This is a genomic window from Pseudomonas sp. 4CAES_32.4 (genome assembly GCF_058136335.1).
In genome coordinates this window covers 1,405,115-1,421,144 of record NZ_CM176882.1, presented here as the reverse complement: position 1 = coordinate 1,421,144, position 16,030 = coordinate 1,405,115, and the positions used below count along the sequence as shown (strand labels likewise).

Sequence of the window (16,030 nt, the reverse complement as noted above, 5' to 3'; positions counted from 1 at the left end):
CAGCCTTTGCGGCTTATAATCGCGGCCTTCAAACGCCCTGGCGCAGTTGTGCGCCCCGCGAACCCGGATCCTCGCCATGTTACGAATCACTGAACTCAAGCTGCCAATCGACCATCCCGAAGAAGACCTGCGCCCTGCCATCGTGCAGCGCCTGGGCATCGCCAGCGATGACTTGCTCGATTTCACCTTGTTCAAGCGCAGCTACGACGCGCGCAAAAAGTCCTCCGAACTGTGCTTCATCTACACCATCGACCTCGAATTGCGCGACGAGGCCAAGGTGTTGGGCAAGTTCGCCGACGACCGTAACGTCAACGCGGCGCCGGATGTCAGCTACAAATTCGTCGGCGAAGCGCCGAGCGACCTGAGCCAGCGTCCGATCGTTGTCGGTTTTGGCCCGTGCGGGATTTTCGCCGGTCTGTTGCTGGCGCAAATGGGCTTCAAGCCGATCGTTCTCGAACGCGGCACCGAAGTCCGCCAGCGCACAAAGGACACGTGGGGCCTGTGGCGTAAAAGCGTGCTTAACCCTGAGTCCAACGTGCAGTTCGGCGAAGGCGGTGCGGGCACGTTCTCTGACGGCAAGCTGTACAGCCAGATCAAAGACCCGAAGTTCCTCGGTCGCAAAGTTCTGCACGAGTTCGTCAAGGCTGGCGCGCCGGAAGAAATCCTTTACGTCAGCAAGCCGCACATCGGTACGTTCCGTCTGACCGGCATGGTTGAAAACATGCGCGAGCAGATCCGCGAACTCGGCGGCGAAGTGCGCTTTCAGGAACGCGTCACTGACGTGCTGATCGAAGACGGCCAACTGGTCGGCGTGCAATTGGCCAGCGGTGAAACCCTGCATTCGAAACACGTGGTTCTGGCCCTCGGTCATAGCGCCCGCGACACCTTCCGCATGCTTCACAGCCGTGGTGTGTTCATGGAAGCCAAGCCGTTCTCGGTGGGTTTCCGTATCGAACACCCGCAATCGCTGATTGATCGTGCGCGTCTGGGCAAGTACGCCGGCCACCCGAAACTCGGTGCTGCCGACTACAAACTGGTGCACCACGCCAAGAACGGTCGTTCGGTCTACAGCTTCTGCATGTGCCCGGGCGGCACCGTGGTCGCGGCGACTTCCGAGCCAAACCGCGTGGTTACCAACGGCATGAGCCAGTACTCGCGTAACGAGCGCAACGCCAACTCCGGCATCGTCGTCGGCATCACCCCGGAAGTCGATTATCCGGGCGGCCCGCTGGCCGGGATCGAGTTGCAGGAACGCCTGGAATCCCACGCCTTCATTCTGGGTGGTAGCGATTACAAAGCGCCGGCGCAACTGGTGGGCGACTTCATCAACGACATTCCTTCGACCGAACTGGGCGAAGTTGAGCCGTCATACAAACCAGGTGTAGCGCTGGGCGATCTGGCCTTGGCGCTGCCGGACTTTGCCATCGAAGCAATCCGCGAAGCGTTGCCAGCGTTCGAGAAGCAGATTCGCGGCTATTCGCTGCACGATGCGGTGTTGACCGGGATCGAGACGCGTACTTCGTCGCCGTTGCGCATTACCCGTAACGAAACCCTGCAGAGCATGAACGTCAAAGGCTTGTTCCCGGCCGGTGAAGGCGCGGGTTATGCGGGTGGGATTCTGTCGGCGGGTGTGGACGGGATTCGTATTGCCGAAGCCGTTGCGCGAGACATTCTCGGTCTGACTGACTGACACAAAACCCTGTAGGAGTGAGCCTGCTCGCGATAGCGGTAGTCCATTCAACATCAATGTTGAATGCTATTGCGCCATCGCGAGCAGGCTCACTCCTACATTTGATTTCGGTGCGTCAGATATTGGCGCGCAGGACTGAAGTCGGCAGCGCCTCACCACGCTCGGCACTCGCCGCCACCGCCTCGATCAACCCACTCAACTCATACCCCTGCGCCTTCAGCCAATCCTGATCGTAATACGTGTCGGCATAACGCTCTCCACCATCGCACAGAATCGCCACGATCGACCCCGACTCCCCCGCCGCTTTCATCTGCTGCGCCGCCATCAAGGCGCCGATCAGATTGGTCCCGCTCGACCCGCCAACATGCCGGCCCAGACGTTGCGCCAGATAATGCATGGCCGCCAGCGACAAGGCGTCTGGCACCTTGACCATCGCATCGATCACCTTGGGCAGGAACGACGCTTCCACCCGTGGTCGGCCAATGCCTTCAATGCGTGAACCGCACTCCAGGCGCAGACTCGCGTCGCCAGTCTGGTAGAAATCGAAGAACACCGAACGCTCGGCATCGGCACACAACACGCGAGTGCAGTGCTGGCGATAACGCACGTAACGACCGAGGGTCGCGGTCGTGCCGCCGGTGCCGGGACTAGAAATCAGCCAGCTCGGTTCCGGGTGCTTTTCGTAGCGCATCTGCTGGAAGATCGATTCGGCGATGTTGTTGTTTGCACGCCAATCGGTGGCGCGCTCGGCGTAGGTGAACTGGTCGATGAAGTGACCATCGTGTTCACGGGCCAAACGCTCGGATTCGGCGTAGATCTGCGTCGGATCTTTTACCAGATGGCTTTTGCCGCCATAGAACTCGATCTGCGCGATCTTCTCTTTGGAGGTGGTCGCCGGCATCACCGCAATAAACGGCAAACCGAGCATCCGCGCGAAATACGCCTCGGAAATCGCCGTCGAACCGCTGGACGCCTCGATCACCGGCGCGCCGGGTTTCAACCAGCCATTACACAGCGCGTAGAGAAACAGCGAACGGGCCAAGCGATGTTTAAGACTGCCAGTCGGATGGCTGGACTCGTCCTTGAAATACAACTCGATGCCCGCAAAACCTGGCAGCGGCAAGGGGATGAGGTGGGTGTCGGCGCTGCGCTGGAAATCCGCCTCGATGATGCGGATGGCTTCGCGGGCCCACTGTCGGTTGTCACTCATGGTGATGGTTCTCGTTGAATCGGGCAGGAGATGGAGCGGTTCGAAAGGCTCGCTCATCAGCTTAGGAAAATTCCTATAGCGCGCACAGATACAGCTGAGTCTCAATGTGTCAGGCAACTGCTAGGCTCAGCGTGGCCTGGGCCAGACACCCTGTAACGACATATAACAAAAAAGAATATAACTTTTGTTTTAACAACTAACAGTACGGGTTAGGGTGTCCCACCTTTTGACTTTATCGATGGAGAGCGACCTTGCCTCTGCGTAGCACTTTCACGCGTTTCTTTCAGTTGGAAGCTGCCAGCGGTCTGTTATTGATCGCCGCAGCCGTCCTGGCCCTGATTATCAACAACTCGCCGCTGTCGTGGCTGTACACCGGCCTGCTCGACACCCCGGTGGTGGCGCAGATCGGTGCGTTGAAAATCGCTAAACCCCTGCTGCTGTGGATCAACGACGGTCTGATGGCAATGTTCTTCCTGCTGATCGGCCTGGAAGTGAAGCGCGAGGTGCTCGACGGTCAGCTGTCCAAGCCGTCGCAGATCGTCCTGCCGGGTGCGGCAGCGGTTGGCGGCATGCTGGTGCCGGCGCTGATCTACTGGTTCCTCAACCGCGACAATCCGGCAGCGCTTGATGGCTGGGCGATTCCGACCGCTACCGACATCGCCTTCGCCCTCGGTGTGCTGGCCCTGCTCGGCAAGCGTGTGCCGGTGTCGTTGAAGCTGTTTCTGATGACCCTGGCAATCATCGATGACCTTGGTGCCATCGTGATCATCGCGATCTTCTATTCCGGCGAACTGTCGACCCTGTCGCTGGGTCTGGCGGCGGCGTGCATTGCGTCGCTGGTAGCGATGAACCGGCTTGGGGTAGTCAAGCTCGGGCCTTACATGATCATCGGGTTGATCCTTTGGGTCTGCGTGCTCAAGAGCGGTGTTCACGCGACGCTGGCCGGTGTGACCCTGGCGTTCTGCATTCCACTGCGCACGAAAAACGCCGAACCGTCGCCGCTGCTGACCCTCGAGCATGCGCTGCATCCGTGGGTAGCCTACGGCATCCTGCCGCTGTTCGCCTTCGCCAACGCAGGCCTGTCGCTGAGCGGCGTGACCGTCGAAAGCTTCACCCATCATGTGCCGATGGGCATTGCAGTAGGCCTGCTGCTGGGCAAGACCGTCGGCGTGTTCGGCCTGACCTGGCTGGCCGTGAAAATCGGCATCGCTGCCCTGCCCCAAGGCGCCAATTGGGGTCAGGTACTGGGCGTGGCGATCCTCTGCGGGATCGGCTTCACCATGAGCCTGTTTGTCGGCTCACTGGCATTTGAACCAGGTGTGAGCGATTACGCGGGCATGGACCGAATGGGCATTTTGACCGGCTCGATTCTGGCGGCGTTGATTGGTTATGCGGTGACGGCGGCGGCGAGTCGGCGCAATACCATGCAAAACGCCTGAAACGCATATTTCTACATAAAACCATGCCCTTCCATTTAGAGGGGCTTGGCTCTGAACCTTGCAAGTGTGCTATATCTTTCGTTGACAGTCGCACCCTCTCAGTACCGCTTCCGGAGTCATCCATGTCACGTAAAGCAGAAAAACGCCCGATGACGGACGATCAGATTTCCATCCAAGAGTCGCGGATTCCGGACATCGCCCTGAAGGCATTCAGTAACGCCTACAAGATAGCGCTCGCCAATGGCGCCGCAGTGCTTGTCGCCAAGGATGGTCAGTTGTTCGAAGTCACAGAGAAGAGCTCCGTTGCTTTGCGCACAATCGGCACCTATGGAAATCTGAAAAGCGGTACCCGTCTGCAGATCAATAAATCCTCGAAACAGGTTACTTCTTGAGCACACCGAGAATACGGATATTTGCCGGGCCCAACGGGTCAGGAAAAAGCACTTTCAATCGATTGGTTCCCGCGCATCTACTGGGCAACTACATAAATCCTGATGATATAGAGCGCGCAATCAAAGATACGGGGTATTTTGACTTCACCTCCTATCGCATCGAAGGTCACAAAGAAGGTGTTTTCGAATTTCTCCGTGAACACGCCCTGCTGAAGAAAGACCCTCAGTCATTGGTAAAGCTGGATCTTCTGACAATCGACGGTGAACGGCTCAGTTTTGCAAATACTGAAATCGATTCGTACGTCGCATCCGCCCTCTCCGACTTCATACGAAGATCACTGATCAAAGAGCGCATCAGCTTTACGTTCGAAACCGTCATGTCTTCCTCTGACAAGGTCAAACTGCTCGCTGAAGCTCATGCCTCCGGTTACAGGGTCTATGTTTACTATGTTGCTACAGCCGATCCTCAGATCAACATTGCCAGGGTTGCCTATCGAGTATCACAAGGTGGGCACAGCGTTCCTCCTGAAAAAATAGAAGCACGGTACTGGAGATCTTTGGAGCTTCTATCTGACGCCATCCTGACGTCCAACAGAGCTTATATTTTCGATAACTCGGACGAAGGTAGCGAAGGCCTCACGCAGATTGCGGAGATCACTGATGGCGATCTGATTGAAATAAAATCAGATACTCAGCCTCCTTGGTTCAAAGAGTTCGTGCTCGACAAATTACTATAGTGCGCTGAACCTTCCTGCGGGATCGGCACCCTGAGTTTCAAACAACAGCCTGTCTACAGATCCATCCGCGTCGAACAATCCCCACGTCTTTAGAGACACGTCCTACAGCCACACTTTTCCTGCTTCGTTAACGTTGCGCAGCCCTTTGCGAAGGGCTGTCGATGATGAACGAAAGGATGATCAGTGGCTGGCAACAAGGACATTCCCCGGGTTTCCAACCCACCGCAAGGCGACGGGCATCACGTCACCTACCGCTATATGACGGTCAGTGAACTGGCTGAGCGTGACGCCAGACAAGACGCTTACGATGCCATGCTGGCGCGGCAGGAGGCTTTCGAGCGTAGTCGTGAGGTGGCGATCAAAAAGGCAGCGCCCGTTCGGGCTGGCTGCGTATTCGCCAAGTCCTGCAAATTGCCGGATGCGATTATTGATTACAGCAATCCCTCGGGCATGGTGCCGACTGACAGTCTGAAGGATTACGGCGAGCTGATTCTGCTGGGCGGCCGTGAGGTTGACGATGCGGGCCTGGTGAATCTGCAAACCATCAGCGGCAGCACTGTCGCACTTGCGTTGGTCAACTCGCCCTGCGCACGCCCGCCATCGCAGTTCCAGTCTTGGGTGCCGCTGCAGTCATCGGTGCAACGGGAGCTGCTCTGCTCACCGGGCTTGTCGCAATGGTCTGGACACCCACACTCGGCGACAGCGCGCTTTATACCGAAGACCAACTCCGCGGCCTCAAACAGGCCCGAACCCGCGTGCGCCTGCGGGTGGAGCAACAAGCCGACGGAAGTCTGAAGGGCTATGGCTTCTACACCGGCAAGAATCGCGATTGGGAAATGGTTGATGTTGTGCAGTTCAGTGAACGTGGCAGCCAGTTCATTGCTGACTTGGGCGAAGGCGTCGAACTGATCTGGACGCCGGCGGTGGACGGTTCGGACATCCTCGGTATTCCAGCGCTGGAGGCTGCACCGCAAGCACCGCATATCTGGGTGTATCCGCCGACGAAAGCGGTTGACGGGATGTTGGTGAATCCGGTTTACCCACCGGAATACCGGGATTTCATTTTGGTTTTTCCGGCGCACTCCGGAGTAAAACCGTTATACGTTGTACTGAACACAGCACGAAAAGGCTTGGCACCTGCTGGCCACAGCTACCATAAACCGCCGACTACAGAACAAATCACAGCATTTCCAGACTTGAAAAAGGTTAAGGACAAGAATCCGGTTCAGGGCGGAGGTGGACTTCGTAAGCGGTGGACAGATGCCAAAGGGAAGAAAATTTACGAATGGGATTCAAGGTGGAGAGCTAGAGATGTACCGAAGCGATGGAACGCACCTAGGAGCCTTCGATCCCTTCACAGGTGAGCAACGCGAAGGACCTATAAAAGAAAGAAGCATCAAAAAAAGCTATCTGTGAGGAAGAGATGGGACTGGAACTGAGATTGGAGTGGTACGACTCAGCAACACTGCAATTGAAAGGCGAGGAGTCGTCGAAAGATCTGGGCGAGGATGAATCAGTACTGAATGCCTTAGGCATTCCGGTAGCGGGCAACATCAATAATGGCAGCTTCAACGTCGTCGAAAAGTGGGTCTCTACTATTCAACCGTACTTCCAACATCAAATCGCTCTGACTAACAGCGACTATCAAATTTCGTTTGACTACAGTTAATACGGGCAAAGAAAAAACCCCGACCAGTCACCTGATCGGGGTTTTTCTTCATCCTACATCCCGCTTAGTGCGAAACGCGGCTGGTCCCGCCAACAGTGGAAATCCGCACGCGCTCGCCGACGCGGAACACTTCATTCTCCTGTACCTGCTGCACATAGGCACGCATGCTGCCGTCGTCTTCACGCACGGTGATTTCCACGCCTTGAGTACGGGTCAGGCCTTCTTCAGTCGCCGAGCCGAGCAGACCACCTGCCACCGCACCAATGACTGCAGCTACGATGCTGCCCTTGCCGCCGCCGATGGCGCTGCCGCCAACGCCGCCGACCGCTGCACCGGCGATGCCGCCGATAGGGGTTTTGGTGCCTTCGATCTTGACCGGGCGCAGGGATTCGATGGTGCCCATGCGAATCGTCTGCACGCGACGCGCTTCGTCACGGGAGTAGGAGTCACCGGTCAGGCTCGATTGGCAGCCGGTAAGCAACATCGCCATCGTGGAAAAGGAAGCAATTAGCAGAACAGACTTACGCATAGCATCAACTCCAAAGGAACATATATTCATTAAACTCCGTGGCTTGACGCCTGTCACGACGCAACCCGGACAAATTCGCTTTCATTCAGGCGCGGTACAGACGCCTGCACGCGTTCCCTGACATAGCCCTACAGTAGCGCCAATTTGCTGATTCTGCGCCATCGAGACCAAGGATTTTCATGGACTACTTCATCATCGTCGTCACCACTGCCGCCGGCTTGTACTTCCACTGGTGGTTGTACGTGCGGATCAAGCGCTGGATGGATCGCGACCTGGCGCTGTCACTGGCCGGCAAGGACGAAGGCAAACGCGCCTTCATGCTTGACCAATTGGCTCGCGCTCGGGCGCAGAAGATCAGGCGCCGGGATCTGCCGAAGTGGCTGGAGGCCGCGTCAGCAGAGTATCCCGCTCGGTAGACTGTTCAGGGTGCCAGACGTTCAAGAATCCAGTTGGCGCCCTGCACACGGTAGTTGAGGCGATCGTGCAGACGGCTCGGACGGCCCTGCCAGAATTCGATGCGCTCAGGTAGCAAGCGGTAACCGCCCCAATGTTCCGGACAGTCGGGTTGGCTATCGGAGAAACGCTGTTGGGTGGCCTTGAGCAGATCTTCCAGTTCACCCCGCCCGTTGATCACCCGGCTCTGCGGCGATGCCCAGGCGCCGAGACGGCTGCCCAGCGGACGCACTTGGTAATACGCGTCGGACTCCTCAGGCGTGACTTTCACCACCCGCCCTTCGATGCGCACTTGGCGCTCGAGGGTCGGCCAGAAGAAGGTCATGGCGGCAAACGGATTGGCCGCCAGATGCTGGCCCTTGGCGCTGTCGTAGTTGGTGAAGAAGGTGAAGCCCTGCGTGTCCAGGCCCTTGAGCAGCAGAATGCGGCAATGCGGACGCCCATCCGCATCGACCGTGGCCAAGGTCATGGCGTTGGCTTCCACCGGCGCCTGTTCGGTTTTCACCGCGTCGGCAAACCACTGGTGGAACAGCGCAAAAGGCTCGGCCGGGGCTTGCGCCTCGGTCAGGCCATCACGGGTGTAATCACGACGCATATCTGCCAGAGCCTGGGTCATGGCGCATTCCTTTTCGTTAGCGGATCACTTCTTGGTGGTATCGGTCGCGGCGACTTTCTTGTCCGTCGCGGCGGCTTTGGCTGGCGTGGTTTTCTTCGCTGGAGCCTTGGCCGGGGCTTTTTTAGCCGGCGCCTTGGCAGCGGCTTTCTTCGCTGGAGCTTTTTTCGCGGCAGGCACAGCGGCTTTTTTCGCCGCTGGAGCCGGGGTCACCGGTTTGGCCACTGGCTTGACGTCCTGCGCGGCGACCATCGTCACTGGCTTCGGTGCCGGCATGTTGTACTTGCTCAGCAGCGCAACCATGGTGTTCTGCGGGGTCACCATCAATTCGACGCGGCGGTTCAGGGCACGGCCCTCAACGCTGTCGTTGGCCGCACGGGGCGCTTCGGAACCCATGCCGCGCAGCATCAGCCGATCACGCTGCAGGCCGCTGAGGCGGAAAATCGCCGCAATGGCTTGGGCACGTTCCTGGCTCAACTTGATGTTGGCCGGCGCAGAACCGCTGGTGTCGCTGTGGCCCAAAACCAGAACGGCGGTTTTCGGGTCAGCTTCGAGGATTTTCGCCACGCGGGTGAACGGGCCGAGGGTGACAGGCAGCAACATGGCCGGACGGTCAGGGTTGAACGAGCCTTCTACCGGAGCGGTCACGACCAGCACGTTTTCACGGCGTTCCAGTTGCAGATTGCTGTCCTTGACCGCTTCACGCAGGCGCGGCTCGTAGTCGTCGAGCCAGGCTTGAGTCACTTTCGGATCCGGCATCGGCACGGCTTTGGTGGCTGGCTGATCCTTGCCACCGAACGGCCACCACCATTTGCTACCGGTGTCGGCGTCAGCCTTGGCGACGGTGACCGGTTTTTTCGCTTCAGGAGCGACTTCGGCCTTCATGTCGGCCTTGACCGCTTCATCATCGGAGCCGAACGGCCAATACCAAGGGTTGCTGCTTTGAGCTTTGGCCACTGGTGCGCTAGCGGCAGGCTTCAACGCAGCCGGCGCCGGCTCTTTGGCCGCTACTTTGTCTGAGGAACCGAACGGCCACCAACTGCTGCCGTCCGCATCGTTTTTCGGGGTCTGTGCGCAACCGGTGATCGCTACACACAGGGCCAGGGCGAGGGTCTTTTTAGATGACATTGAAAATCCACAAAATGAAGTAATGAAAAATCAGAGCACTTTCGCCCGGATAAACGATCGATTTGAAACCAAAAACCTGTCGAGGTTCCGACCCTGGAACCTCTTCTGATGCTTTACAGACAAGTGGCAAGCACCCGTGCGAGCTGCTGCGCGCGCGGATCCATCAAAACGTAAGGCCCGAGGGTATTTGTCACGAAACCGAAGGCGACGTCATGCTCGGGGTCAGCAAAACCGATGGAGCCGCCCGCCCCCGGATGGCCAAACGCTCGCGGGCCGAGGCCATAGGTGGCATTAGGCACATCCGGTTGATCAAGCATGCAGCCCAGACCGAAACGGGTGCGGGTCAACAAGGTTTTGTCTTCGCCGAGGCTGTGTTCACGGGTCAGCTCTTCAAGCATGTCGCTTTCGAGCAGGCTGCCGTCGAGCAGACCGGCGTAGAACCCGGCGAGGCTGCGCGCATTGCCGTGGCCGTTGGCCGCCGGTTGCTGCATACGTCGCCATTCTGGCTTGTTGGTGCTGGTAAGCACCGACGGCGGATTGGTGAACGCGCGGGTGGTCATCGCGGTCGGTTCGCGCATGGTCACTTGCAACAAGCGTTGCGCTGCGGCGTCGCCAGCATTGCCCTTGCCACGGGCGATGTGCGCCACGCGATGGAATTCTTCGTCAGCCAACCCCACGTGGAAATCCAGGCCCAACGGCTTGGCCACCCGCGCGACGATGGATTCACCCGGCCCACGGCCATCGGCACGCCGCAGCAGTTCGCCGACCAGCCAGCCGTAAGTAATCGCCGCATAACCGTGGCCTTCACCCGGCGTCCACCACGGGGCTTCGGCCGCGAGAGCGTCGACCATGGTTTGCCAATCGTAAAGAGCTTCGGGCGCCAGCAGTTCGCGCAGGGCCGGCAGACCGGCCTGATGGCAGAGCAATTGGCGCAGGGTGACGGATTCCTTGCCGGCAGCAGCGAATTCCGGCCAGTAGCGCGCGACTGGAGCATCCAGTTGCAACTTGCCTTCGGCGACCAGTTGCAGGGCGGTGACGGCGGTAAATGTTTTGGTGCAGGAGAACAGGTTGGCGATGGTGTCGCTGTGCCAAGCCTCGGCGCCGTCCTTGTCGCAGGTGCCGGACCAGAGGTCGAGGACGGTTTCTCCACCGACCTGAATGCACAGGGCTGCGCCGCGTTCCTGGGGATCGTCGAACAGTGCCGCAAAAGCTTCGCGCACCGCTTCGAATTGAAGCTCGTAATGTCCCTGAATCTGCACCCGCAACTCCCCCGCGAAAACGCTCTACAAAGTGGTCCGCATTGTTCCAGCCCTTGGGGGATTTGGGAACAGCTGCGGGCCAGACGGTTAAAAGCAAAAGTCAAAAGATCGCAGCCTGCGGCAGCTCCTACAGAGAAATGCGTTCCCATATAGGAGCTGCCGAAGGCTGCGTTCTTTTCAGGCCATCACCCGTTAATGACCATTCCTCGAATGCCCACCGGCATGCCCTGCCCCCGGCCCTTTACCAGCCTCGCCCTTACGGCCGCCCTCAGCTTCGTGCCCTGCCGCAGCGGCTTTCTCGGCTTCTTTGCCGAGTTGATCAGTGGCCTGAAGATTGCTCTTGCGCACAGCTTCAACAAAATCCTGATACGGCAGATCGGTCACTCCGACCAAACCAAAATGCCCATTCTCACCATCGAGCAAACGCCCGGTCACCGGTTGATCCAGATACTGGAACCAGTGCACGCCGACAATCGAAGGCTCGCTCAAGGCCTGCTTGAGGAAGTTGGCATAGGCCGGGCCGCGATCTTCTTCCCTGGCCAGTTGCGTCACGCCGCCCCAGAACGGGCCACGATCCACAGAGCCAAAGTTGAATTCAGTGATCAATACCGGTTTATCCAAGGCCCCCAGCGCGGCAAAGTCATAACCATCCTGCGGCTTGAGCGTGTACATATTGAAACTCAGTACATCGCAGTACTGTGCGCAGGACGCCACCGCTTCCGGCGTGCTGATGGCGAAGCGGCCACCGAGCAGCAACTGGTTCGGCGCGTGCCATTTGAGCGAGTCGGAAATGGTCTTGAAGTAGGTGTCGGCGAAAACTTTCTGGAAATATTTGAAGTCCGCCTCGATTTCCGGATGCTCCGGGCTTGGCAAGGGCGGCTCGAAGCCCGGGTCTTCCATCAGTTCCCACGCCGGCAGATCAATGCCCCAAGCCTTCGACAACCCGGCCTGATTGCGGTACTTGTCGCGCAACTGCTTGAGGAACGCGCGTTTTGCCGGCACGTCGGTGGTCATTTTCAACGTGCCGTAAGCCAAGGCGTAACGGGATTTCGGATCGTCGCCGGGCCCGGCCCAGGCCAGTTCGTTGTCGGCGTAATAGCCGATCAGCCATGGATCATCGCGATGGTCGCGGGCGGCGATGGCCACGGCACGCTCGGTGGCCATGGCGAAACGCGGATCGAACGGATCCGGCATGCCGCCCCACCAGTCGTTGCCGGTGCTGATGCTGGTGTAGTCGCCGACAATCGACAGCGGCAACGTGTACGGCACGCGCTCAGCTTCACTGAGCGAATCGGCGCTCCAGTTGCCGACGGTGTTGAAACCCCAGGCTTGCAGACGATCCAGCGTGTGATTGGCCCATTGCTGTTCGTCGATGGTCGCTTTGCACGGTGTGGCAGCCTTTTCGGTGGTCACTTGCACCGCGTCAGTCTTGGCCGCTTCAGCGACACCGGACTTTGGCTCGACCGGGACGGCGGCAGGCTCGGTAGCGTTGGCGGCGGCGGTTTCAGCCGCGTCTGCCTTCGCAGCTTCCGCGACCCCGGATTTGCTTTCGCTGTCGGCTTTGCACGGGTCGCCGTAGACACGCTGCAGGTTGGCCCCATAAAAGTCGTACCAGCGCCCGTTGCCGTAGCCCCGACCTTGATCGGCGCCATTGCCGCCACGGTTATCGCCTTCGCCGAAGTGACTGGCCAGCGATTCGCCTTGTTTAGGCAGCGATTCGAACATGTACTCGCGACCGGCCACGTAGGTCTGGTTGACGTCCGGCGCGACGGTGTTCACGCCCAGCGAGTAAAACGGATGGCCTTCGGGCGTGACCAGATACCAGCGGCCATCACGCTTTTCCGTGCGGAAAAAGCCACTGGCCTTGAACGCCGAGCCTTTGTTCCAGCCGCCGAACTTGTCTAGCGAGGACTTCTCGCGTTCCGCCAGCCAGGTTTTCAGTTGTTGCTGTTCCTTGGCGGCGGCTGATTTCAGTTGTTCGTCGCTGCTGATTTTTTCCGGCCATTTGCTGCGGGTCGATTGGCCGTAGGCGTCGACCAGATTGCCGTACACCGCTTGGGTGACCGACTCGCCGTCCTGCACGCCAAAACGTTCGAGCAGCAAGCTCTGCGCAACTTTCGGCTGATCCATCGACAAACTCACCGACACCACTTGGCTGCGATCAATCTCACCGCTGCTGCTGGCCAGCAAAATGCGCTGACCATCGACAGTCATCGGCATCGGCGGGCCGGCCTTCATGCCTTGGCTCAACGGCGCAGTAGCCACCAGTGGCACCAGCAACGTCTGCGCAGGACCGGCCGGCAGGTCGACGCGGCTGACCAGTGTGCGGCCGTCATTGCTCTGGATTTGCACGTAAACGGTAACCGCCCAGTTCATCGCACTCTGCAGGCGCAGGGTCATCATCCCCGACTGCGACCAGTCCCACGCACCGGTCTGCGGCGTCAAACGCAAGGTCGGGCGGGCCACCGGGTTGAACGTCACCCGGCGCAGCACTTCGCCCTCAGGGGTTTGCTCGGCGTTGGCTTGCGGCAGATCAGCGTTTTCAGTGACGATTTTCACCACGTCGGCAGGACGGACAAAGTTGAACAGGGTCTGCTGACCGGCGGGCGCCGCGAGCAATGGCGCAGCGAAGATCAAGGCGAATACGGCAGGCAACGAACGGCGGATCATAAGAACGGAGTTCTCCCTAACGACCAACTAAGGCCAATGGAAAAGCATGGCAGAGAGATAGACAGCGCGGCGGGCAAAACTGCCCACCGTTGTCTCAGGATATTTCACGACGGAATGGCGGCAACGCATTGAGGATCGCTTTGCCGTAGCGCTGAGTGACCAGGCGCCGATCCAGCAAAGTGATGGTGCCGCGGTCTTCTTCGGTGCGCAGCAGACGCCCGCAGGCCTGCACCAGTTTCAGCGAGGCGTCGGGCACCGAGATTTCCATGAACGGATTGCCGCCCCGGGCCTCGATCCATTCCGACAGCGCCGCTTCGACAGGATCGTCCGGCACCGAGAACGGAATCTTGGCGATCACCACGTGCTCGCAATAGGCACCCGGCAAATCCACCCCTTCGGCGAAACTGGCGAGACCGAACAGCACGCTGGAATCACCGCCATCGACCCGCGCCTTGTGCTTGTTCAGGGTTTCCTGTTTCGACAGGTTGCCTTGAATGAACACTTGCTTGCGCCAATCGCGATCGAGGCCATCGAACACTTCCTGCATCTGTTTGCGCGATGAGAACAGCACCAGCGTGCCGCGCGAACCTTCGACCAGATCCGGCAACTCACGAATGATCGCTGCCGTGTGGGCGGCGGCATCCCGTGGATCGGCCTTCAGATCCGGCACGCGTAACACACCGGCGTCAGCATGGTGGAACGGGCTCGGCACCACGGCGGTGACGGCTTTTTTCGGCAAGCCGGCGCGCATGCGGAAACGGTCGAACGTGCCCAGCGCAGTCAGCGTTGCCGACGTTACCAAGCAACCGTAAGCGACGTTCCACAGGCTGCGACGCAAGGTTTCAGCGGCGAGGATCGGGCTGGCGTTGACCTCGATGTCGAACAGCGAACCGCTCTCGGCCAGGGTCAGCCAACGCGCCATTGGCGGGCTGTCTTCCGGGTCTTCGGCGGTGAACGCGGTCCACAGTTCCCAGTTGCCGGAGGCACGGGACAACAGGCTGCCGAACAGCGGATACCACTCTTCGGCCTGATTGCTGGCGATGCCGATGTTGACCTCGCCATCCATGCCTTCCTTGAGCAGGTCGGTCAGACGCGTGAACAGATCGTTGAGGCGCGAGAAGCCTTTCTTCAGCTCGATGCCCATTTCGCGGATGTGCTCGGGAATCACCCCGGCGACGAAACGATAGCGCGGCCGCTCACGGCCCTCGACGTCTTCGCCGGGTTTGAAGTCGGCAACCTGCTCGCAGGCGCTGAACATGAACTGTTGCTGGGCCTTGATCTCCCGCGCCAGCTCAGGCACTTGTTCGATCAACTTGCCGAGATCGCCCGGCAGCGGATGCTGGGCCAGCAATTTGGTCAGGTTCTTCGCGGTGGTTTCCAGCCAGTCGGCGGTGGAGCGCAGGCGCGTGTAATGGGCGAAGTGGCCGATGGCCTTGTCCGGCAAATGGTGGCCTTCGTCGAACACGTAAATGGTGTCACGCGGATCAGGAAGCACCGCACCGCCGCCCAGGGCCAGGTCAGCCAGCACCATGTCGTGGTTGGTGACGATGACGTCAACCTTGCCCATGCCTTCGCGGGCCTTGTAGAAGGCGCACTGGCCAAAGTTCGGGCAATGACGGTTGGTGCATTGGCTGTGATCGGTGGTCAGACGCGCCCAATCGGCGTCTTCCAGCGCATTCGGCCAGCTGTCGCGGTCGCCATCCCACTTATTGCCGGCGAGTTTCTCGATCATGCTGGTGAACAGCTTCTGACTGGCCTCATCGACCTCGATCTTGAAGCCTTCTTCTTCGAACAACTGCGCGGTGGCGGTTTGCGCGTGGCCTTCCTGCAACAACATGTCGAGCTTGGACAGACACATGTAGCGGCCACGGCCCTTGGCCAGCGCGAAGGTGAAATTCAGTCCGCTGTTGCGCATCAGGTCGGGCAAATCCTTGTAGACGATCTGCTCTTGCAGCGCGACGGTCGCCGTGGCGATGACCAGACGCTTGCCGGCAGCTTTGGCCGTGGGGATCGCCGCCATGCTGTAGGCCACTGTCTTGCCAGTACCGGTGCCGGCTTCCACCGCGACAATCGCGGGGTCGCCACTGCGCCGGCCTTCGTCGTCGGTGTCGATATCCCCGAGAACTTTGGCGATTTCAGCGATCATCAAGCGCTGGCCGTAACGCGGCTTGAGGCTCTTGGCCTCTAGAAAACGCGAGTAGGCGCCCTGGATCGTGGTTTTGAGTTCAGTGCTGATCATGG

The 16,030-nt window shown here is 59.3% G+C and carries 13 protein-coding genes and 1 pseudogene; 7 read left to right on the top strand and 7 right to left on the bottom strand.

Annotated features, from left to right (window positions below):
• The first annotated feature begins 76 nt into the window (after nt 1–76).
• Nucleotides 77–1,690 carry an NAD(P)/FAD-dependent oxidoreductase gene (locus AC3Y64_RS06355; protein WP_489986826.1) on the top strand — a complete coding sequence of 538 codons (1,614 nt, stop codon included), beginning with the start codon at nt 77–79 and terminating at the stop codon, nt 1,688–1,690.
• A 115-nt stretch (nt 1,691–1,805) separates the two neighbouring features.
• Here AC3Y64_RS06355 and AC3Y64_RS06350 read toward each other — a convergent pair whose 3' ends face one another.
• Nucleotides 1,806–2,900, bottom strand: coding sequence for a PLP-dependent cysteine synthase family protein (locus tag AC3Y64_RS06350; protein ID WP_489986825.1), 1,095 nt, complete (start codon nt 2,898–2,900; stop codon nt 1,806–1,808).
• A gap of 251 nt (nt 2,901–3,151) precedes the next feature.
• On the opposite strand from AC3Y64_RS06350, the gene nhaA reads away from it, so the two are divergent.
• From nhaA to AC3Y64_RS06325, 5 genes and pseudogenes are all read left to right on the top strand, one after another.
• Complete coding sequence (gene nhaA / locus AC3Y64_RS06345; RefSeq protein ID WP_489986824.1) at nt 3,152–4,339, top strand: Na+/H+ antiporter NhaA; 1,188 nt, start codon at nt 3,152–3,154, stop codon at nt 4,337–4,339.
• 122 nt (nt 4,340–4,461) lie between these two features.
• Nucleotides 4,462–4,731 (top strand): hypothetical protein, encoded by a 270-nt coding sequence (locus AC3Y64_RS06340; protein WP_489986823.1) that lies wholly within the window; start codon nt 4,462–4,464, stop codon nt 4,729–4,731.
• Nucleotides 4,728–5,468: an ATPase gene (locus AC3Y64_RS06335; RefSeq protein WP_489986822.1), complete on the top strand. Its 741-nt coding sequence runs from the start codon at nt 4,728–4,730 to the stop codon at nt 5,466–5,468. The genes AC3Y64_RS06340 and AC3Y64_RS06335 overlap by 4 nt, the downstream gene beginning before the upstream one ends.
• 183 nt (nt 5,469–5,651) lie before the next feature.
• A pseudogene (locus tag AC3Y64_RS06330) lies at nt 5,652–6,884 on the top strand (S-type pyocin domain-containing protein).
• A 7-nt stretch (nt 6,885–6,891) separates the two neighbouring features.
• Complete coding sequence (locus tag AC3Y64_RS06325; RefSeq protein WP_489986821.1) at nt 6,892–7,137, top strand: colicin E3-like toxin immunity protein; 246 nt, start codon at nt 6,892–6,894, stop codon at nt 7,135–7,137.
• A 64-nt stretch (nt 7,138–7,201) separates the two neighbouring features.
• Here AC3Y64_RS06325 and AC3Y64_RS06320 read toward each other — a convergent pair whose 3' ends face one another.
• Complete coding sequence (locus tag AC3Y64_RS06320; RefSeq protein WP_158959645.1) at nt 7,202–7,666, bottom strand: outer membrane lipoprotein; 465 nt, start codon at nt 7,664–7,666, stop codon at nt 7,202–7,204.
• 179 nt (nt 7,667–7,845) lie between these two features.
• Between AC3Y64_RS06320 and AC3Y64_RS06315 the strand changes: the two genes are divergently transcribed.
• Nucleotides 7,846–8,082, top strand: a complete 237-nt coding sequence (locus tag AC3Y64_RS06315) for a hypothetical protein (protein ID WP_489986820.1) — start codon at nt 7,846–7,848, stop codon at nt 8,080–8,082.
• 5 nt (nt 8,083–8,087) lie between these two features.
• On the opposite strand, the gene pdxH is transcribed toward AC3Y64_RS06315, so the two are convergent.
• The 5 genes from pdxH to dinG form a co-directional block, all read right to left on the bottom strand.
• The gene (gene pdxH, locus AC3Y64_RS06310; protein ID WP_489986819.1) at nt 8,088–8,735 is read right to left on the bottom strand and encodes a pyridoxamine 5'-phosphate oxidase; all 648 of its coding nucleotides are present in this window, start codon (nt 8,733–8,735) and stop codon (nt 8,088–8,090) included.
• A gap of 24 nt (nt 8,736–8,759) precedes the next feature.
• On the bottom strand, nt 8,760–9,860 hold the full coding sequence (locus tag AC3Y64_RS06305; RefSeq protein WP_489986818.1) for an OmpA family protein: 1,101 nt from the start codon (nt 9,858–9,860) through the stop codon (nt 8,760–8,762).
• Nucleotides 9,861–9,973: 113 nt separating this feature from the next.
• Nucleotides 9,974–11,119 (bottom strand): serine hydrolase domain-containing protein, encoded by a 1,146-nt coding sequence (locus tag AC3Y64_RS06300; protein WP_489986817.1) that lies wholly within the window; start codon nt 11,117–11,119, stop codon nt 9,974–9,976.
• A gap of 192 nt (nt 11,120–11,311) precedes the next feature.
• Complete coding sequence (locus AC3Y64_RS06295; RefSeq protein WP_489986816.1) at nt 11,312–13,789, bottom strand: beta-agarase; 2,478 nt, start codon at nt 13,787–13,789, stop codon at nt 11,312–11,314.
• Between the two features lie 94 nt (nt 13,790–13,883).
• Nucleotides 13,884–16,028 (bottom strand): ATP-dependent DNA helicase DinG, encoded by a 2,145-nt coding sequence (dinG, locus tag AC3Y64_RS06290; protein ID WP_489986815.1) that lies wholly within the window; start codon nt 16,026–16,028, stop codon nt 13,884–13,886.
• Between the last annotated feature and the right edge of the window lie 2 nt (nt 16,029–16,030).

Coding starts and splice junctions, on each gene's coding strand:
- AC3Y64_RS06315 (WP_489986820.1), top strand. CDS start 7,846: ATGGACTACTTCATCATCGTCGTCACCACTGCCGCCGGCTTGTACTTC.
- AC3Y64_RS06295 (WP_489986816.1), bottom strand. CDS start 13,789: ATGATCCGCCGTTCGTTGCCTGCCGTATTCGCCTTGATCTTCGCTGCG.
- AC3Y64_RS06325 (WP_489986821.1), top strand. CDS start 6,892: ATGGGACTGGAACTGAGATTGGAGTGGTACGACTCAGCAACACTGCAA.
- dinG (WP_489986815.1), bottom strand. CDS start 16,028: ATGATCAGCACTGAACTCAAAACCACGATCCAGGGCGCCTACTCGCGT.
- AC3Y64_RS06350 (WP_489986825.1), bottom strand. CDS start 2,900: ATGAGTGACAACCGACAGTGGGCCCGCGAAGCCATCCGCATCATCGAG.
- AC3Y64_RS06355 (WP_489986826.1), top strand. CDS start 77: ATGTTACGAATCACTGAACTCAAGCTGCCAATCGACCATCCCGAAGAA.
- AC3Y64_RS06320 (WP_158959645.1), bottom strand. CDS start 7,666: ATGCGTAAGTCTGTTCTGCTAATTGCTTCCTTTTCCACGATGGCGATG.
- pdxH (WP_489986819.1), bottom strand. CDS start 8,735: ATGACCCAGGCTCTGGCAGATATGCGTCGTGATTACACCCGTGATGGC.
- AC3Y64_RS06305 (WP_489986818.1), bottom strand. CDS start 9,860: ATGTCATCTAAAAAGACCCTCGCCCTGGCCCTGTGTGTAGCGATCACC.
- AC3Y64_RS06340 (WP_489986823.1), top strand. CDS start 4,462: ATGTCACGTAAAGCAGAAAAACGCCCGATGACGGACGATCAGATTTCC.